Source organism: Methylocystis parvus OBBP (assembly GCF_027571405.1).
GTDB classification, from domain to species: domain Bacteria; phylum Pseudomonadota; class Alphaproteobacteria; order Rhizobiales; family Beijerinckiaceae; genus Methylocystis; species Methylocystis parva.
This window is the reverse complement of the sequence record NZ_CP092968.1, coordinates 2,566,708-2,585,572: the sequence shown is the minus strand read 5'-3', so window position 1 is coordinate 2,585,572 and position 18,865 is coordinate 2,566,708. Positions and strand designations below refer to the sequence as shown.

Here is an 18,865-nt window from a genome sequence, read left to right as displayed (position 1 = left end):
GCCCGCTGGCGCAATGGGGACTGATGTTCAGCAGATGGCCGTTGCCGCATTCGAATTGGCCTCGATGATTTCCCGCGTCGCCCTCAAAGTCAGAGGGCGGCGCTGCGCTTCGTGACGGGTTCGAGGCAGAGAGAGATGCTCCCAGCCGCCCGTCGCGGAGTTGATCGCCATGACCAGGTCGGTTCAGAAAATCCAGCTCAGCGCCTCGCGCGATATACCCTTCAACAAGCTCGTCCTGTCTCAGGCCAATGTCCGTCGCATCAAGGCGGGTGTCTCGCTCGAGGAGCTCGCGGAAGACATCGCGCGTCGCACGCTTCTGCAGAGCATCACCGTGCGGCCGGTGCTCGACGAAGGCGGCGCGGAGACCGGCATGTTCGAAATCCCCGCCGGCGGGCGCCGTTACCGCGCGCTGGAGCTCTTGGTGAAGCAGAAGCGCCTGCCGCGCAACGCCCCTATCCCCTGCGTGGTGCGATTGGAGGGAACGGCCGAGGAGGACAGCCTCGCCGAGAACGTCCAGCGCGCGCCTCTCCATCCGCTGGATCAGTTCCGCGCCTTCCTGACCCTTCGCGAAAAGGGTCAGAGCGAAGAGGAGATCGCCGCCACCTTCTTCGTCAGCGTCGCCGTCGTCAAACAGCGCCTGCGGCTCGCCTCCGTGTCCCCGGCGCTTCTCGAGGTCTATGCCGAGGACGGCATGACGCTCGACCAGCTGATGGCCTTCACCGTCAATCCCGACCATGAGCGCCAGGAACAGGTCTGGGAGGCGATCCAGCGTTCGTACAACAAGGAGGCCTATCAGATCCGCCGGCTTCTCACCGAGGGCGCGGTCCGGGCATCGGACAAGCGGGCGCAATATGTCGGCGAAGATTATCTCGCCGCCGGCGGTCCTATCATGCGGGACCTCTTCCAGAGCGACGACGGCGGCTGGCTGCAGGACGTCCCCCTTCTCGAGCGGCTCGTCGCGGAGAAGCTGGCCCGCGACGCCCAGCCCATTCGGGCGGAGGGCTGGAAATGGGTCGAGACGGCGATCGACTTCCCCTATGGCCACACCTACGGGCTCCGCCATATTCAGGGCGAACGCCAGCCTCTGAGTGAAGAGGAAGCCGCGACGCGTGAGTCGCTCCGCCTCGAAGCCGAACAGCTCGAAGCCGCCTATTCGGACGCCGACGAAATTCCCGAAGACATCGATGCGCGCCTTGCCGAGATCGAGACCGCGCTCGAAGCGATGGAAGATCGTCCGGTCATTTACGCGCCGGAGGACATCGCCCGCGGCGGCGTCTTCGTCAGCATCGACGGCTCGGGACAATTACGGATCGAGCGTGGCTATGTCCGCCCCGAAGATGAAGCGCCGATCGAGGGGCCCGAAGCGCTGACCGGCGAAAGCGAGACGGAAGACGTCGGTGGCGCACATTTGAGCGCAGCGGCCCTCGCTCAGGGCGCGGCGCCGGATAGGGACGATATGGTCCGATCTGGCGTGACGGATGACGAGGAAGACGAGGGCCTTCGTCCCCTCCCTGACAAATTGCTGACCGAACTCACCGCCTATCGCACGCTGGCGCTGCGCGAGGCGCTCGGCAATGATCCGGACATGGCCTTCCTCGCCGCCCTGCACGCCATCTGCCTGCGCCTCTTCTACCGCTACGGCTCGGACACCTGTCTGGAGATGGAAGCCAAGACTGTTTCCTTCGGGGTACAGGCGCCGGGTCTCTCCGACACGCCGCTCGCGGCCAAGGTCGACGCCCGTAATCTCGACTGGTCGCAGCAGCTCCCGGCGGAGCCGCAAGACCTCTGGGATGTTCTCACGACCTTCGACGTGGAAGCGCGCCAGCGTCTCTTCGCGCATTGCATCTCCTTGACGGTCAACGCCGTGCATGAGCCCTGGAGCCGGCGCCCGCGCGCCATCGCCCATGCTGATCGTCTCGCTGCGTCACTGTCCCTCGACATCGCGGCGACGAGCTGGAGGCCAACCGCCGATAATTTTCTCGGCCGCGTGACCAAGGCGCGGATCGTCCAGGCGGTAAGCCAAGCGAAGGGCGCGGACATCGCCCGGCGCATCGAAGGATTGAAGAAAAGCGACATGGTCCAGGAGGCCGAACGGCTCCTTTCCGGCGCGAACTGGCTGCCCGAGCCGCTTCGCACGCCCGGATGCGCCCGGCATTCGCATGCCTCCGAAGGAACGGTCCCCGAGCAGACCGTAGAGGAGGACGCCATCCCGGTCGAAGAATCGGCGGCGATCGAGAGCGAAGCGGCCATCGACGAAACCGCATCCGAGGACGATGCTGATGAGGCGTCGGTCGACGAGCCCCAGGGCGTCGCCGCCGAATAGACCTCCCCGAGGCCGACAGCGTGGGGCTCGCCAGTAATGGCGGGCCCCTTTTCTTTTGGAGGGTGGAGCCGTGCCCAGTTCAGTCGCCTCCGAGCTCGCGCGCCGCCTCGCGCAGGACGCCGAGGCGGTCTGCCGCCGCTATCTGTCGAATGGCCGCCGCGAGGGCCGTTATTGGCTTGTCGGCGACGTGCGCAATACGCCCGGCCGTAGCCTCTTCGTCCGCCTGACCGGACCGGAGAGCGGCAAGGGCGCCGCCGGCAAATGGACCGACGCCGCCACGGGCGAACATGGCGATCTTCTCGACGTCATCCGCGGAAGCGCCCGATGCGCTGACTTCGCGGAGGCACTTCTTGAGGCGCGCAGCTTTCTCAGTCTGCCGAAGGATGATCCCTCGATCGAACGCCGGCGATCGGAAGCGCCTACGGTGACGCGTTCCATAGACTCGGCGCGACGGCTCCTTCACATGTCGCAACCGATCGAGGGCAGTTTGGTCGAGCGATATTTGCGGCATCGGGGCATAGCAGGCCTACGAAATCTCGACAGCCTGCGCTCTCATCCTCGCTGCTACTATCGGCCAGATAAATCGTCCGCTGTCGAAACCTGGCCCGCCATGATCGCCGTCGTCACCGATTTCGACGGCAAAGTCACCGGCGCGCATCGCACTTGGCTCGATCCGTCTGGACGCGACAAGGCGCCGATCGCCAATCCGCGACGGGCAATGGGGGACATCTGCGGCAAGGGCGTGCGCTTTGGCGCGTCGCTCGACGTCATGGCGGCGGGCGAAGGCATCGAGACCGTGCTCTCCGCGCGATCTCTTCTGCCAAGCATGCCGATGATCGCCGCGCTATCGGCCGCGCACCTCGCCGCGTTGCTGCTGCCGTCAGCGCTTCGCCGTCTTTACGTCCTGCAAGACAACGACGCCGCCGGCAGGAAGGCGACGGCGCAGCTGACCGAGCGAGCGATAGCCGACGGGATCGACGCGATCACCCTTGTTCCCCAGCTTGCCGATTTCAATGACGATCTGCGCCACATTGGTGGAGAGGCCTTGCGGGCGACGATCCGGACTCAGCTCGCGCCACAGGACGTCGCCCGGTTCCTCAAATTCGATAACACTCTGGGGAGCGAACGTTCTCGCGGCTGACTGTTCGCCCCTGCGATCGTCATCAATCAGCTTCCCTTCGAGAGATCGGGCCGCAGTCCCGGCCTTCTGAGAGGGCGACCTTTGCGTCGCACGCGCCCGCCAGGCAATGGCTGCGGCCGGCTATTTTCCGTCGCGCCCTGCGGGCGCTTTACAGCGCGAAACAAAATAGCCGGCGCTTCGCCATCCTCCGCTGCGCTTCGGCCGGTCGCTCCGCTCCCGGTGCCAGCCGATCCCGTCCGCCGCCCTTTGTCGCCACGAAGGCCGCGAGGGTCGCGGCCCAACGGGCGAAGGAGAACGCCAATGACGACCGAGCACGATCGAGACTTCGAGACCCCGCAAGCCGCCTCGCCAACCGACCGGGTTCTCACCGAACTCCAACTCTATGGCTACCGTCCCTTTCACGACGAACCCGATCCCCGGCCGCTGCCCGAGCCTCGCGCCATCGCCGGCGCTGTCGCCGACATTTTCGACGCCCTTGTCGCGACCCTGAGCGACACTCGGCTCGAACCCGATCTCGAAGACCTGCTGTGGTCGACGGTCAATCTCTTCCACCGCGCGATCGCCCGCATCGAGCGCGAGCTCGACGACAATGAACAGACACAAAAGTGCAGCCAGAAGGAGCAAGACGGTTCTGAAATCCGCTCGGTCGAGCTCGAGCGGCTGATCTGCGAGGGGCAGACCCTTATCGAGCGCCGGGACAGCATGGAGCACTTCCGCGACCAGGCCGCCGAGGCCTTCGAAACGCACACCGGCTCGTCCTGGCGCCCCCGCACCGGCTCCAAGGTCAATCATCGTTCGCTGACGGCGTCGCTGATCGACAGCCGTGACTTTCTCGCCGCCAAGCGCCGCGCCGACAATGAGCTTCTTCTACCCGCCGGCCCACGGATCGCCTTCACCGGCGGGCTCGACTTCAACGATCATCGCGCGATCTGGGATAGGCTCGACAAGGCGCTGGCGAAGCATCCGGGCATGGTGCTGCTCCATGGCGGTTCGCCCAAGGGGGCCGAACGCATCGCTTCCTGTTGGGCCGACAATCGAAAGGTGACGCAGATCGCCTTCAAGCCCGACTGGGCGCGTCACGCCAAGGCGGCGCCCTTCAAGCGCAACGACCGGATGCTCGAAACGCTCCCCATCGGCGTCATCGTCTTCCCGGGCTCCGGCATTTCCGCGAATCTGGCCGACAAGGCGCGGGTCCTCGGCATCCCGGTCTGGAAATACGAGAGCAGCGGCGCATAGCCGCCGCCACCCGACGATCGACCACGCGACGTCGCCAAGGATTTTCCATATTCCTCTGAAGACGATGGGCGTTGCGCCATGGCGGAGGTGGGGGCGCCGCCTCGACTCACGCCATGGAGCAGCAAAGATGTTGTTCGCCATCTTTTTCAATTTCGCAGGCTTGGGGCTCTTCTGCTGGCTCCTTTATGCGCTCGCCGTCGACGCGCTCGCTTTCTTCGCGGCCCTCTCGATTGGATTCGCCGCGTTCAGAGCTGGCGCCGGCACCGTCTGCGCCGTCGCTCTGGCGCTGATCGCGGGCGTCGGCGTCCTGACCCTTATCCGCATCGGCGTCGCCGCGACGCGCTCTTGGCCCCTCCGCCTCGCAATCACGCTGATCTACGCCATCCCCGCGGGCGTCGCCGGCTATCAGCTTTCGGGCGCCTTCGCCGGCCTTGGCGGCGCAAGCGGGCTCTGGCGAGACGCCATGGCGCTTCTTGGGGCGCTCGCAGTCGCCGCAGCGGCGCGGGCGCGATTGCAGGCGGCCTCCTCCCGATCTCGCGAGATGATGCGCCACGGACGGCGTCGTTGCCCCTCTGGCGCCTAGGCTAGCCGGGACAGATCTTTCCCTGTCGTCGCGCATCCGAGTTCAGACGGCTGAACGTCACATCGTCCGAAGACGAGAACCTGCGGCATCGTTTGACGCGGAGGCTGCGGCGCCGACGCCGCTGCGATGAAGAAGCGCGCTGCGGTTCCTCTCGTCGCGATGGTCGTTTCGGTCTGAGGTCACGTCACCCAAACGCCGCCGACGCTTTCTTTTCCTTCGCCTCGTAGCTCGCAGGACTTGTGCTGCAACCGATGTTCCGCGCCAACTCTCCGCATTGATCGCAATCCAGCCCGGCGCCAACGCTGGCCTCTCTCTTGGCTTCATCTGGACGAAGGACGGCTGCGCCTCGATCGCCTGAGACGCAACAGCGGGTCAGCAACTTTCTTCCCCTGACGCCTGCGGCGTCATTCCTCGCGAGGCAAGAAAGCCGCTTCTCTGCCGTCCTCCGCTTTGCTGCGGCCCTGCGGGTGCGTCGGCGGATCGCCTCCGTCTCTCGAAGCGCCATCGAGGCCGCGGTGGTCGCGGGCTCGAAAACGAGATCAACAGGAGATTATCATGGCGAACATCGGCTCCTTCAAAAAGTCCGGCAACGAGTATCAGGGCGAAATCGTCACCCTCAGCGTCCAGGCGCGCAGCGTCCGCATCGTCCCCGAAACGAACCGCGCCAACGACAACGCCCCCAGCCACCGCGTCTTCGTCGGCCGAGCCGAGATCGGCGCCGCCTGGCCGAAGCGCTCCAACGAGGGCCGAGACTATCTCTCCCTCAAGCTCGACGATCCGAGCTTCACCGCGCCGATCTACGCCAACCTCTTCGACGACGAGGAAGGCGACGGCTACAGCCTGATCTGGTCGCGCGGCCGCAAGGCCAACGGCGAGTGATCGCCAGCGCCCCGCCCGAGCGATCGGGCGGGGCAAATTTTGCCGCCTCAAGTAGGCTCGGGTTTCGCCTTGTTACTTTTCTTGAGGCCTGCTGAGCGCTTCGCCTCTGCGGCGGACTCGTTCCGACGGCGAGCCTTCTTGGCTCGCGCATTGATATCACCTTCCGAAGCTGGCCGATCCTTGCGCACTTCCTGAAGCGCCTTTCCATCGTGCGCGTCTTCGCTTACGACCCTCTTGCGAACGATCGGCGCTCTTAGAAGTTCAGCAGCTTCGAGTTCCAGCGCCGCCGCAAGGCGCGCCAGCACATCTATGCTCGCAGCATAGAGTCGGCGTTCGATCGCACTGATGTAGGTTCGGTCAGTGTCGGCTCGATGCGCGAGCTCCTCTTGCGACCAGCCACGGGCTCGTCGCAATTTCCGGAGGTTCAGCGCCAGCACATCTCGCAAATTCATCTGCGAGATGACGCCGCCTTGTCGAGTATTTCACCACGGAGTATACTCTACAAAATGCGTTGGGACGGCAGGCTGCGCCCCTGTAGCCATTCGGGGAAAATTCCCGTTAAATGCCAGTTGATGCGGCAGGCCACCTTAGGAGACGCGACGTCATGAGCCGTCCCGACCCCATGCCCGTCGCCGATCTTGCTCCTACCGAACCTTCCGTCACAGACTATGATCGCGCCCACGCGCCGACATATCTGCGTCTGTTGGATGCCGCGACCGAAGGCGCTTCATGGGAAGACGCCTGCCAGATTGTGCTCGGCATTGATCCCGATCGAGAGCCCGAACGCGCTGCAAGCGCGCATCGGTCGCATCTCGAACGAGCAAGATGGCTCACCGAGCACGGCTATCGAGACTTGCTCAAAGGCAGCTGAACCGTGGCTTCAGTAAACATCCGCGATTCGACTCCATCGCCGTCGATTTCCCATTCCGGTCGGATTCTGACGCGATTCTTGACACGTTTCTCCACAACCTTCGCAGGCAATATTCATTCATTGCGAGAACTTCCATGTCGGATCAGGACTGGCGCTCGCCAAAAGCATACGATTATTTGCAGGATTTAAGTTCTTCGGGCGCCGCCTGGGAGTTTCTCAGACGCAACGCGGATTATCGCGCCGACTACGCAAACCCAGACATTCGAGCTGCGCTCGACGCCGGCGCCGCCGGTTCGACGCGGCGCTGGGGGTTGCGATTTCGCGGTGGATCCCAATCTGCGCGCAGACGAAGCAGAGATATTCTGGCTGCCTGAGCTGCGCGCGTCGAGCGTCATCCTCGTCGCGTCGCCGACTGCAACCGCTTCCGACGAGGAACCGCCGGCGCCATCTTTGATCGCGCCTTCCGCTGCTCAGTTGCGAACTCATTCCAAATTAGTCGCTCACCGAACAAGTGACGATGGCGAACACATGCTGTTGCAATCCGGGCGCGACCAATGCCAGCTTTGGCTCCCCGAACGGCAGGCTGGCGACGGAACACTCGCCGCAGTGATCCTCCTCGACGAACTTGCGCCGCAACGAGCCGAAGCCGCGTTGAGATTCTGGCGCTTACTGCGCGACAAGCCGCCGCGTCGCGCGGAACATCCTCCCGATCCGCGTCGCGCCTTCTCGCTCCTTCGCGCCCTCGACGGCCATCTCGACGGCGCTTCCTACCGCCAGATTGCCGAGCGCCTCTTCGGCAAGGCCCGCGTCGCCGCCGATCCCTGGAAAACAGCCTCCCTTCGCGACGCCACGATACGTCTCGTTCGCGGCGGCGTCGCGCTGATGCGCGGCGGCTATCGCAAGTTCCTCAAAAAGTAGCGGCGGTCGCCAAAGCTCCTTCGGATGCTGTCGTCGGGGGTGGCGATTTTCGTGGTCCCCATCTTCGCCATCCCTCCCGCCCGTTTCCCTCCGCCATGGTGATCAAGCCAAGCCGCCGATAGCCGGCGGCGCGCCATGATCTGCAAAGGCTCATCCATGTCCGCACAAACAGCGCCCCTGCCGCCGCGCTACCTTCGCACGCCCGAAGCCGCGCGATTTCTCGGCCTTTCCGGCCGCACGCTCGAAAAGCACCGCACCTACGGAACGGGCCCGCGCTACTCGAAGCTCGGCGGCCGGGTCGTCTACCGAGTCGAAGACCTGCAGGCCTGGGCCGATCGCGGCGCCAAGGCGTCGACCTCCGACCCCGGCGTCGGAACCGTTCTCCCCGCGCGGCGGCACGCCGACGGCCTTGCGCAGCGCGCCGCTCAACCGCGCGGCTGATCTTTCGGGAGCGACGAGAATGACGCCCCGAGACCCACACGCACGCAACTGCGGCGACGAGCGTGAGCAACTCGAACTCTTTCGAGCGCTGCCCGGCGAGCTCGCGCCACGCGACGCGCAGGACCTCATGGCCTATCCCTTCTTCAGCCTCGCCAAGTCCAAGCGAACGACGCCGATCGACTTCAGGACGGCTCAGATCGCGATCAAGGTCGAAGCGTCCGCCGAACACGGCATGGCGACCATCTGGGACGCCGACGTGTTGATCTGGGCGGCGTCGCAAATCGTCCAGGCGCGCGATAGAGGCCTCAAGACCTCGCGCCTCATGGCGACGACGCCCTATGAGATTCTCACTTTCACTGGGCGCGCCACGGGCGCGCGCGACTATCAGCGCCTGCGCGCCGCCTTCGACCGGCTGCAGTCAACGAGCGTCGTCACATCGATCCGTCAGACGACCGAAAGGCGCCGGCGGCGCTTCTCCTGGATCAACGAGTGGAAGGAGACCGCTGATCCGAGCGGCCGGCCTCTCGGCGTCGAACTGATCGTGCCGGACTGGTTCTACGAAGGCGTCCTCAACGAAGCCTTGGTTCTCACAATCGACCGGGCATATTTCGGGCTGACGGGCGGTCTGGAGCGCTGGCTGTATCGCCTCGTTCGCAAACACGCTGGCAATCAGCAGGGCGGCTGGACTTTCGATTTCGCGCATCTTCACGCCAAATCCGGCGCGCTCTCGCCGCTCAAACATTTCGCATTCGATCTACGCGACATCGTTCGGCGCCAGCCCATTCCCAATTACCGCCTCGACATTCGCCGAGGCCCGTTCGACCGCGAACTTCTCATCTTCACGCCGCTCACTGCCGATCCGCTCGAGCGCGCCGTTCAGCGCCTCGATCGTCGTCTCGCCGCTGTGGAAAAGCTGTGAATAGGCTCGTGCTATCAGGGACCGAAGCTATCGTGCTATCGGGGACCAAATCCTCGTGCTATCGGGGACCAAAATGGCGCCCAAGCCATTGGCCTCGAAGCGTTCACAGCGCTCGTAACTTACTAACTTCGGAATCCTTCGGATTCCTTCTAACGGCGGGCGCCCGCCGCTCGACCGCCGCCCGACGAGCAAAAGGCCCGCCGGGAAGAGAAGAAGGCGCGCCCGCAGCTCGGCGCGCGCGCCACGCGTACAGAGCCGAACATCCGGCCGACGTCGACGCCGTCATCCCTTCGGGACAACGAGCCTTCGCAGACAGAATTCAGCCCGCGTCTCCCTTTGACCATGGCTCGAAGGGAGGCCGGTCATGAGCGAGCCGACCGAAGTCGAACTCTATTTCGTCAAAGGCAAGATCGAACGCTGGCTGCGCTTCGGCAAGCCGATCGCTGAACGCACTCTCGATCGACGGCGGCGCATCGCGACATTCGCGCCGGGCGCCATCTTCGCCTTCATCCGCTGGGCGTCGAATGCGCATGGAACGCTCGTCTCGCGGATCGATATCTTGCGCGCCTGCGACGACGGCGAGCCCCGCTCCACCGTTCCGGGCGTAAAGCCCGGAGCCGAGATCCTGCTGCGGACGGTCGGATGGGAGAAAGTCCAGCGCGTCCTGCGCGCCATCGACGCCGTCGAAGCGCTCGGCTTTCTCCCGCAGGAAGTCTGTCCCGATCATTGGCGGCACGTCCACAACCGGCTCGCAGCCAGTCTGCCGCCGCGCGCCTATTCGCGTGATCGCCATCGCGCCTGGCTGCTGCGCGCTGGGTTGGAGCGGCGCCCATGAGGACGCTCGCTCTCGCCTTCGTCGCTGTCTGCGCAATCGCGTCGACTTTCGCCGGGAACCATGCGCCGCTTCTGGTCTGGAACGCCTCCACCAGCGCGCCCATCGGCTACTACGCCGTCCGTCCGGCTGGCGCCCTCGCCATCACTGATCTCATCGTCGCGCGGCCGCCCGAACCGCTCGCCGAGTGGCTCGCGGCGCGCGGATATCTGCCCAAAAGCGCACTGCTCATCAAGCGAGTGGCTGCGCTCCCCGGGCAGAAAGTCTGCCGAACTGACCTCACAATCTCTGTCGATGGGAGCGCCGTCGCCGAAGCCAACGCGCGCGATCACGTGGGCCGCGACCTGCCGCGCTGGAGTGGATGTTTCAAGCTCAGGCCCGGCGAAGTCTTCCTGCTCAATTGGGACCATCCCGCCTCGCTCGATGGGCGGTATTTCGGGGTGCTTCCAGTCGACTCCATTGTCGGCCGCGCGCAGCCCATCTGGACGGAGGCCGAGTGATGATCGACCCATCGCTCTGCTGGGATGCAAATTGCACCCGCGCATCAATTGGTCGGCGTTCGGCGAGGTCTCGAACAAATGCGCTCGCTGTGTTCTGCGCCTTATGGGCGTTTCCTGCATATGCTGAGTCCGCGCACCACGAGACGATATCGAGCCAACTTTCGCGCCGTCTCTCCATCACCAGCGCTCTCACGGAGGCGTCCAATCGCTTCCATCTCCCAGTCCATTGGCTGCGCGCCGTGATGCGCGCCGAGAGCGGCGGCGACGCCAATTCCATCTCCAGCAAAGGCGCGATCGGCCTCATGCAGCTCATGCCGGCGACCTACGCCGAGTTGCGGACGCGCTACGGCCTCGGCGCCGACGCTTTCGATCCGCACGACAATATTCAGGCCGGCGCCGCCTACCTCCGCGAGTTGCTCGACCAATATGGCGAGAGCGGCTTTCTGGCGGCGTATAACGCCGGCCCGGGGCGCTATGAGGACTACCTTCGCGGTCGCTCCTTGCCAACTGAGACTACGGATTATGTCCGAAGGATTGCGCCCGCACTTTCACTCGGCAGAGTTTCCGCAGCCCCTTATTCCGCCTCCTCTGGTAACGCTTCCTCTTCAATCTTTGTCGCGATCACCGCACAGGAAAAGCACGACGATCAGCCGCCGAGACACAGCGCCGATGCCGCTCTCGGAGCCGAAGGATTGACACGCCGCTCGCTCATTCCGGCGCGGATAGACGTCAAATTATTTGCAACAGATTTGCACACGGCGAACAGCCCCGACGCTTCGTCGCCTGCTGCTCTTTCGCGCGCCTCCGACCTTTTCGCCGTTCGCGAGCCTTCAGGAGCATCCCGATGACCCAACTCTCCCATTTTCGCAGAATAGCGCATGTCCTCGCGCCTTTGTGCGCGAGCGCTGCAGAAGGAGCGCCAGCGACCGACTTATCGCAAGATAAAAGGGACAGCCTGCGGCTTTGTCCCGCGGTCGGTTTGTCGTTGCGCTTCAATGCATTCATACAGGCTGCGTTTTCGACGCACAGCCTTTCGCTCGTAGCAAGTTACTGTAACAAAACGATAATTTCCACCTCGTCTGCGCTTAGCCATGTCGCGTGACGACGACATTCGCGTTCGGCCCGGCCGCATCCGCTCGACGAAGCCGGGAAGAGCGAAGAGCTTCGTGTCGCGCGTGCTGGCCGCGACGCAGAAGGCCGGCGGCCTGCATCGTTCGGGCGCGCGCGGAAAGGAGCGCAGCGGCTTTGGCCGCGGCCGGGCGGCGAGCCTCTCGGCGCTGCGCGGTCTAACCTCCCGTTCCCGCGGCGTTGTGATCAAAGCGCGCGTCGTTCGACACGGTCCGAAGTCGGCTCCACTCACCGCGCATCTTTCCTACCTGCAACGCGACGGCGTCACCCGCGACAGCGCGCCCGGACGAATGTTTGACGCCGCTGGAAACGAGGTAGACCCGCGCGGCTTCGCGGGGCGTTGTCAGAGCGACCGACATCATTTTCGGTTCATCGTCTCACCCGACGATGCCGGTGAGCTTTCCGACCTACGCGCCTTCACCCGTGATCTCATGGGAGAGATGGCGCGCGATCTCGGGACCACACTCGACTGGGCGGCCATCGACCACTGGAACACCGAGCATCCCCACATTCACGTCCTGGTGCGGGGCCAAGCCGATGACGGCGGCGATCTCGTCATCAGCCGCGACTATATCAGCCGGGGTCTTCGCGCCCGCGCCGAGCGGCTTGTCACCCTGGAGCTCGGGGCCCGCAGCGAGCAGGAGATTCGTCGGGCTCTGGAACGCCAGGTCGACGCCGACCGCTGGACGCCGCTCGATCAGGCGCTGGTGCGGGAAGCAGGGAAACAGGATGGGCTGATAGACCTTCGGCCGAACGCCGGTCAGGAGCACGATGTCGAACGCTCATCGCTGATCGCGCGCGCGCGCAAGCTCGAAAAGCTTGGCCTCGCCGCGCCGCTCGGCCCCGGCCAGTGGATAATCGGCGAGGACGCGGAGAGCGTCCTGCGGGCGCTCGGCGAATGCGGCGACATCATCAAGCGCATTCATCGCGGCCTCAGGGAGCGCGGCGTCGAGCGGGCGACCGCCGACTTCGTCTGGGACAGCGACGCGCGCAGCGAGCCAATTATCGGCCGCCTCATTTCGCGCGGTCTCGACGACGAACTCAAGGGCTCGGCCTTTGCGATTATCGACGGCGTCGATGGCCGCGCGCATCATGTTCGGCTCAGGGACCTCGACGCCACGAGCGACGCCGCCCCCGGCGCCATCGTCGAGGTCAGGCGACTTCCTCCCCGCGATTGCGGGACGCCCCATCTCGTCCTTGCCGTTCGATCCGACCTTTCGATCGACGAGCAAATCAATGCGACGGGCGCAACGTGGCTCGATCGACGCCTCGTCGCCAGGGAGCCGATGCCGATTTCGGAATCAGGCTTCGGCCGCGACGTCCGGGACGCCATGAAAGGGCGCGCCGACCATCTCGTCGCCGAAGGGCTCGCCTCCCGCGAGGGCCAGCGCCTTGTCTTCGCGCGCGATCTTCTCGACACGCTGCGGTCGCGCGAGATGAATGAAGCATCCGTCCGGCTGACAGCGCAGAGCGGCCTTCCGCGGCACGCCGCCGCCGAGGGCGAGACCGTCGCCGGCGTCTATCGGCAGCGCGTGTCTCTCGCGTCGGGCCGCTTCGCCATGATCGACGACGGACTTGGCTTCAGCCTCGTCCCGTGGTCCCCGTCGCTGGAAAGGGAACTCGGCCGGCAGGTGTCGGGCGCGATGACGCCGGGGGGCGGCGTGGATTGGAGCTTTGGACGGAAGAAAGGAATCGGATTTTAGGTGGAGGAACGTTGAGGCGTGCTGCCTGGATTTCCGAGCGCTCCAGTCCTTGAGGTCACATCTCTCCCGGTATTTGCGCGCCGTAGCGCGACACGCTGCGACGCCTGATCAATTCGCCTTGCGGGCGCGAGCGAGGACCCCGCAAGCTGGCTCACATGTCCGCCACCCGCATCCTTTGGGGTCAGATCCTCGTCGTCTGCGCCATCGTGCTCGCGACCACATGGGGCGCGACCCAATGGACGGCGTGGCGCCTGGCGCATCAGCCGGAGCTGGGTCCGCCCTGGTTGTTGGTCGCCGACTGGCGTCTCTATCCGCCCCCGGCCTTCTTCTGGTGGTGGTATCACTTCGACGCTTATGCGCCGGAGATTTTTGTCGAAGGCGCGGTCATCGCCGCCTCGGGCGGCTTCGCCTCCATCGCCGCCGCCATCGCCATGTCCGTGCATCGGGCGCGGGAAGCGCAAAACGTCGTCACCTATGGCTCGGCGCGTTGGGCCACCATCGAAGAAGTGGATGCGGCGGGGCTGCTCGGGCCTGACGGCGTGGTGCTCGGAAGATTGCTGGACTCCTATCTGCGCCATGACGGCCCGGAACACGTCCTCTGCTTTGCACCGACTCGTTCTGGCAAGGGCGTCGGCCTTGTCGTTCCGACGCTGCTCACCTGGCCGGGCTCCGTCATCGTCCATGACATCAAGGGCGAGAACTGGTCCCTGACGGCCGGCTGGCGGGCGCGCTTCGGCCGTGTGCTGCTCTTCGATCCCACCAACGTCGCCTCCTCCGCCTATAACCCTTTGCTCGAAGTCCGGCGCGGCCCCGCCGAGGTTCGAGACGTGCAGAATGTCGCCGATATTCTCGTCGACCCCGAAGGCGCCCTCGAGCGGCGCAATCATTGGGAGAAGACCAGCCACTCGCTCCTCGTCGGCGCAATTCTCCATGTCCTCTACGCCGAGGCCGACAAGACGCTCGCCGGCGTCGCAAACTTCCTGTCCGATCCCAGGCGCCCAATCGAGACGACACTGCGCGCCATGATGACGACTCGGCACCTCGGCGACGCTGGCCCGCACCCCGTGGTGGCGTCGACCGCGCGCGAGCTCCTGAACAAATCCGAGAACGAGCGCTCCGGCGTTCTCTCGACCGCCATGTCCTTCCTCGGCCTCTACAGAGACCCTGTCGTCGCGAGGGTCACACGGCGCTGCGACTGGCGCATCGCCGACCTCGTCACGGCCGAGAAGCCGGCGACGCTCTATCTCGTGGTGCCGCCCTCCGACATCTCCCGGACCAAGCCGCTGGTGCGCATTGTACTCAACCAGATCGGGCGGCGGCTGACCGAAGAGCTGGAGGCCAAGCAGCGGCGCCATCGGCTGCTGCTGATGCTCGACGAGTTCCCGGCGCTGGGCAGGCTCGACTTTTTCGAGTCGGCCCTCGCCTTCATGGCCGGCTACGGTCTCAAGAGCTTCCTCATCGCCCAGTCGCTCAATCAGATCGAGAAGGCCTATGGCCCCAACAACGCAATTCTAGACAATTGCCATGTCCGCGTGTCCTTCGCGACCAATGACGAACGCACGGCGAAGCGCGTCTCCGACGCTCTCGGCACCGCGACGGAAATGCGCGCGATGAAGAATTATGCTGGCCATCGGTTGAGCCCCTGGCTCGGGCATTTGATGGTCTCGCGACAGGAAACCGCGCGGGCGCTTCTGACGCCGGGCGAGGTCATGCAGCTGCCGACTGCCGACGAAATCATCCTCGTCTCCGGCCTGCCGCCGATCCGCGCCAAGAAGGCGCGCTACTATGAAGATCGCCGGCTGCAGGAGCGGATAATGCCGCCGCCGAAACGCCCGATAGTCGACGACGAATCATCGATTTTGAGTTCCGCCGACTCTGATATTAGGGACGATTGGTCAGCTTTGCCGCCGCCGAGGCGCGAAACCGCATCCGACGAAGATCCTGCAAATGGCGGCATCCGCCGCGAGCCAGAACTTCCAGAGCACGAGGACGTCGCGCCGCTCGAACCAACCCCCGCCGCGCCCCTCGACGCTCTCGCCACCGACGAGCCGGACGATGAAGAAGCGATCAAGGCCCGCCTCCTCCGCAGTCAGGGTCGCGCGCTCGCCCGCCAGGCGGCGCTCGATCCCGAGGACGGCATCGTTCTATGAGGTGGCCGCATGTCGGTTAAGCAGCGCCTCTCGGTCTATCTCGACGCCGACATGATGGCGCGGCTGGAAAATCTCGCCGCAAAGGAGCGCGCGCCGAAATCGTCGATCGCCGAGGCGGCGATCATTTCCTTTTTGACCGCGGACGACGCTGATCGCTGGGAGGCTGCCCTCACGCGACGGCTCGATCGTCTTTCTCGCTCTGTCGACCGCATGGAGCGCGATCTCGAATTCTCGGTCGAGGCCCTCGCGCTTTACATTCGAGCTTGGCTTACCGCTACGCCGCCTTTGCCGGAAGGGACGCAAGCGGCGGCGCAGGCCAAGGGGCGGGAGCGATATCAAAGTTTCGTCGAGGCGCTAGGGCGGAGGCTGACTAAGGGGCAGCGAATGGCGAAGGAGGTATTGGAGGAGATCCAGACGGATGCGAGCGACCAGCCAGGCGAATGAACGTGATCGCCGGACATAGACGCCCCAAGAATGCCAAGCGGCTCAGCTAGGGCTCGCTGGAACCCGACGCTAAGACGCTCTCAGATCATCTTTTTTCAATCAATTAGTTCGCCGGAGCCGCTGTCGTCCTCGCCGTCAGCAAGTTGCCAGAAGGACGTGCACGCTTGCCGCACTGCCTCGCCTGAGGCAGGATGCACCCGTAGCGGATGGGCGTCATGATTTCGGAAGAATTGCGAAAGGCGCGATTGAGCCGGGCGAGGGCTTTCACAGAAGGGACTTCCCCGGCGGATGAACAAATCGCCGCCATCGCCAAGAAGGCCGACGATCTCGACGCCGCGCTAAAATCCGTCTCGGAAGCAGCCGCGATCGGCGCGCCGCTCTGGCTCTCCTACATCTTTCTTTTATTTTACATCGCCATAGCCGCCGGTGCGGTGACGCATAAGGAATTGCTGCTCGAAACCCCGGTCGAGCTGCCCTTCCTCAACATCAAGCTGCCGCTTAAAGCCTTTTTCTTGCTCGCGCCGGCTCTGTTTGTCATCGTACACGGCTATGTCATGGCGCATTTCGCCATGCTTGCGGGCAAGGCCAAGGCGTTCGCAGATCTGTTAAGACTTAAAGTCCCCGGTGACACGCCCGCAGATCACGCCATCCGTGATGCACTTCGGCGGCAATTGCCGATTAACATTTTCGCGCAGTTTCTCGTCGGCCCCTCCGACATCCGGAAGGGCGGCTTCAGTTTGCTGCTCTGGATCATTGCTTGGGCGACGCTAGTGGCGGGGCCGGTTCTCTTGCAATTGCTGCTACAACTGCAATTCCTGCCTTATCACGCGCCCCTTGTCACCTTGTGGCATCGGTGCGTTCTCATGCTCGATCTCGTCTTAATCTGGTGGCTATGGAAGCTCATTATCGCTGGCCGCGATGCCGGCGGCCCGAAGGTGGAGAACACGCTTTGTCGGGCCCGGGATAGATTTCTGTGGTTCGCGCGATACGCCGTTGCTGTCCCGCTGACGGCCGCGACGGTTTTCTTTTCGGTTTTTGTCGCGACATTTCCAGGCGAGTGGGAAGAAGAGCCGACCGCACAGGAAGAGCCAAGCGATGGGAGCAAATCACCGGGCGAGAGGCAAACGGCACTATGCAATTTCATGCTGCTGGTAAGACCCTGGGTTCTTCCGGGGACTGAAATTGTGTTTGGCAAGTTCGACGCACTCGCGGACAACGGGCAAGGAGCGGAGACGCCAGCGCTCTTTGGCGGCTGGCCGATGAACCGGCTGAGCCTGCAGCGATTCGACATTTACGCGGGCCTGGGCGCCAAGGGTCCCGACGATTTTAAATGGAAGCCCTATACCTTTGACCTGTCTAAGCGCCGGCTCGAGCAGGCCGATCTTCGATTTGCGCGTCTTGACAACATCGATCTGCGCCTCGCGCAGCTCAAGGGCGCGGGGTTCAACGAAGCAGGTCTCGTCAAGGCGAAACTTATGCTGACTCATCTTGAGGGAGCGTCGCTCAGTTCAGCTCAATTACAGAACGCCGACCTCCGGGGGGCGCATCTGCAGGGTGCGGCACTCGATTTGGCGCATCTTCAAAGCGCAAATCTCAGCGCGACGGACCTTCAGGGCGCGAACATTTCTGCTGCAAGGCTTGAAGGTGCGTCGCTCGCTATAGCGGACCTCCGTGGCGCATCACTCCTTGGGACATATCTTACAGGCGCAGACCTCAACCAGGTGCATTTACAAGGAGCGCTGCTCGCCTATGCCGAGCTCAAGGGCGCATCTCTCGTTCGAGCGGAACTTCAGGGCGCGTCACTCGAGTCTGCGCAACTCCAGGGAGCGTCGCTAGAGTCAGCGAAACTTCAGGGCGCATCGCTCTCGGGCGCGTATCTATGGCGTACAGATTTTGGAGAGGCCAGGTTCGACGAACCCAAGCCTATCCGCTTCGACCGCGGAAACTGGACTCCATCATTTTTTAGAAACTTTCAGGAAACCCCTTGGACAACGAGCGCCTATGCCGACTTGAGAAAGGAGATCGAGGAGTTGCCGAAGGGTGAAGCCCGTGACGCCGCACTCAAACGCATCAGCCGTCTCGACTGCAAGGCGGCCGTCGACGAGCACAAAATAGCCCTCGCTTCCTGCGATTCGGGCGCATCTCCCCCAGAGAGGGTCACCGCTTGGCGCATTCGGCTCGAAAGGGCCGCCGTCGACGATACGACTTACGCAGAAGACGCTTCAAAACGTGTGCGTAAGCTCATTTGCGAGGGTGACAAAAATGCTATCTACATTTTGCGCGGACTACTTTCGGGTGGTAACTTTGACGCAACCGGCAGCAACGCGCCCGCGCTCATAGGCAACATTCTCGGGAGAAAAATGCTTCGAAAAAAAAGCTGCTCGGTCTCCAAGGAATTGACCGACACCGACCGGGTGCGACTGAATGAAATGAGAGCGAGGGCCCTGAAAAAGTTCTCACCCGCACTGCCGCCTCGCTCGATAAACGAAGCTACGATCTCGCGACAGCTCTCGCCGGGCCGTTGAAACGCCAGCGCCTAAGCCCTCTGCTTTCCTGTAATCCACACGCTATCCTGGCTCCTTCGTCTCGAGCACGTTCATTCCTCAGGCCTTCAGCCAAGACCTAAACGGTTGCAGACCAGCAGGCATCCGCTGGATGCGTCCGAAATGGTTCCCGAATCCAGTTGTTGCGCGAGCGGCGGAACACATTCGCGCAAGACGCTTAGTCAGAGCCTAAGTTCCAATCTTTTTCCCTGTCATTGCACGCCACAGCCCTACGCCCTTGAGTCCCTTGTTGC

General features: G+C 63.9%; 18 protein-coding genes. 17 read left to right on the top strand and 1 reads right to left on the bottom strand.

Annotation, left to right across the window (positions count from 1 at the left end; translation table 11 throughout):
* The first annotated feature begins 169 nt into the window (after positions 1–169).
* The 5 genes from MMG94_RS12565 to MMG94_RS12545 all read left to right on the top strand — a co-directional run bounded on the left by MMG94_RS12565 (position 170) and on the right by MMG94_RS12545 (position 6,162).
* Positions 170–2,323: a ParB/RepB/Spo0J family partition protein gene (locus MMG94_RS12565; protein ID WP_016919707.1), complete on the top strand. Its 2,154-nt coding sequence runs from the start codon at positions 170–172 to the stop codon at positions 2,321–2,323.
* A 70-nt stretch (positions 2,324–2,393) separates the two neighbouring features.
* The gene (locus MMG94_RS12560; RefSeq protein WP_016919708.1) at positions 2,394–3,464 is read left to right on the top strand and encodes a DUF7146 domain-containing protein; all 1,071 of its coding nucleotides are present in this window, start codon (positions 2,394–2,396) and stop codon (positions 3,462–3,464) included.
* Between the two features lie 300 nt (positions 3,465–3,764).
* On the top strand, positions 3,765–4,700 hold the full coding sequence (locus MMG94_RS12555; RefSeq protein WP_016919710.1) for a DUF2493 domain-containing protein: 936 nt from the start codon (positions 3,765–3,767) through the stop codon (positions 4,698–4,700).
* A gap of 127 nt (positions 4,701–4,827) precedes the next feature.
* The gene (locus MMG94_RS12550) at positions 4,828–5,283 is read left to right on the top strand and encodes a hypothetical protein (RefSeq protein WP_016919711.1); all 456 of its coding nucleotides are present in this window, start codon (positions 4,828–4,830) and stop codon (positions 5,281–5,283) included.
* Positions 5,284–5,838: 555 nt separating this feature from the next.
* Positions 5,839–6,162 (top strand): DUF736 domain-containing protein, encoded by a 324-nt coding sequence (locus tag MMG94_RS12545; protein WP_016919712.1) that lies wholly within the window; start codon positions 5,839–5,841, stop codon positions 6,160–6,162.
* 47 nt (positions 6,163–6,209) lie between these two features.
* On the opposite strand, the gene MMG94_RS12540 is transcribed toward MMG94_RS12545, so the two are convergent.
* Complete coding sequence (locus MMG94_RS12540; protein WP_016919713.1) at positions 6,210–6,614, bottom strand: helix-turn-helix transcriptional regulator; 405 nt, start codon at positions 6,612–6,614, stop codon at positions 6,210–6,212.
* Between the two features lie 152 nt (positions 6,615–6,766).
* Here MMG94_RS12540 and MMG94_RS12535 point away from each other — a divergent pair, with 152 nt between their 5' ends.
* The 12 genes from MMG94_RS12535 to MMG94_RS12480 all read left to right on the top strand — a co-directional run bounded on the left by MMG94_RS12535 (position 6,767) and on the right by MMG94_RS12480 (position 18,593).
* On the top strand, positions 6,767–7,033 hold the full coding sequence (locus MMG94_RS12535) for a DNA -binding domain-containing protein (protein WP_016919714.1): 267 nt from the start codon (positions 6,767–6,769) through the stop codon (positions 7,031–7,033).
* 134 nt (positions 7,034–7,167) lie between these two features.
* On the top strand, positions 7,168–7,407 hold the full coding sequence (locus MMG94_RS12530) for a transcriptional regulator domain-containing protein (protein WP_081495638.1): 240 nt from the start codon (positions 7,168–7,170) through the stop codon (positions 7,405–7,407).
* Between the two features lie 154 nt (positions 7,408–7,561).
* Complete coding sequence (locus MMG94_RS12525; RefSeq protein ID WP_081495639.1) at positions 7,562–7,951, top strand: DUF2285 domain-containing protein; 390 nt, start codon at positions 7,562–7,564, stop codon at positions 7,949–7,951.
* Positions 7,952–8,107: 156 nt separating this feature from the next.
* Positions 8,108–8,392: a helix-turn-helix transcriptional regulator gene (locus tag MMG94_RS12520; protein ID WP_040579178.1), complete on the top strand. Its 285-nt coding sequence runs from the start codon at positions 8,108–8,110 to the stop codon at positions 8,390–8,392.
* Between the two features lie 19 nt (positions 8,393–8,411).
* The gene (locus MMG94_RS12515; RefSeq protein WP_040579179.1) at positions 8,412–9,311 is read left to right on the top strand and encodes a replication initiator protein A; all 900 of its coding nucleotides are present in this window, start codon (positions 8,412–8,414) and stop codon (positions 9,309–9,311) included.
* Between the two features lie 364 nt (positions 9,312–9,675).
* A complete protein-coding gene (locus MMG94_RS12510; protein ID WP_016919718.1) occupies positions 9,676–10,146 on the top strand; it encodes a DUF2840 domain-containing protein in 471 nt (156 codons plus the stop codon).
* Positions 10,143–10,643: a S26 family signal peptidase gene (locus MMG94_RS12505; RefSeq protein ID WP_016919719.1), complete on the top strand. Its 501-nt coding sequence runs from the start codon at positions 10,143–10,145 to the stop codon at positions 10,641–10,643. The genes MMG94_RS12510 and MMG94_RS12505 overlap by 4 nt, the downstream gene beginning before the upstream one ends.
* Before the next feature lie 242 nt (positions 10,644–10,885).
* Positions 10,886–11,491 carry a lytic transglycosylase domain-containing protein gene (locus MMG94_RS22155; RefSeq protein ID WP_425272269.1) on the top strand — a complete coding sequence of 202 codons (606 nt, stop codon included), beginning with the start codon at positions 10,886–10,888 and terminating at the stop codon, positions 11,489–11,491.
* A gap of 243 nt (positions 11,492–11,734) precedes the next feature.
* Positions 11,735–13,474 (top strand): relaxase/mobilization nuclease domain-containing protein, encoded by a 1,740-nt coding sequence (locus MMG94_RS12495; RefSeq protein ID WP_016919721.1) that lies wholly within the window; start codon positions 11,735–11,737, stop codon positions 13,472–13,474.
* A gap of 155 nt (positions 13,475–13,629) precedes the next feature.
* Positions 13,630–15,624 (top strand): conjugal transfer protein TraG, encoded by a 1,995-nt coding sequence (locus tag MMG94_RS12490; protein ID WP_016919722.1) that lies wholly within the window; start codon positions 13,630–13,632, stop codon positions 15,622–15,624.
* A gap of 9 nt (positions 15,625–15,633) precedes the next feature.
* Positions 15,634–16,068: a ribbon-helix-helix protein, CopG family gene (locus MMG94_RS12485; RefSeq protein WP_016919723.1), complete on the top strand. Its 435-nt coding sequence runs from the start codon at positions 15,634–15,636 to the stop codon at positions 16,066–16,068.
* Positions 16,069–16,283: 215 nt separating this feature from the next.
* Positions 16,284–18,593 (top strand): pentapeptide repeat-containing protein, encoded by a 2,310-nt coding sequence (locus MMG94_RS12480; RefSeq protein ID WP_162129674.1) that lies wholly within the window; start codon positions 16,284–16,286, stop codon positions 18,591–18,593.
* Positions 18,594–18,865: the final 272 nt, after the last annotated feature.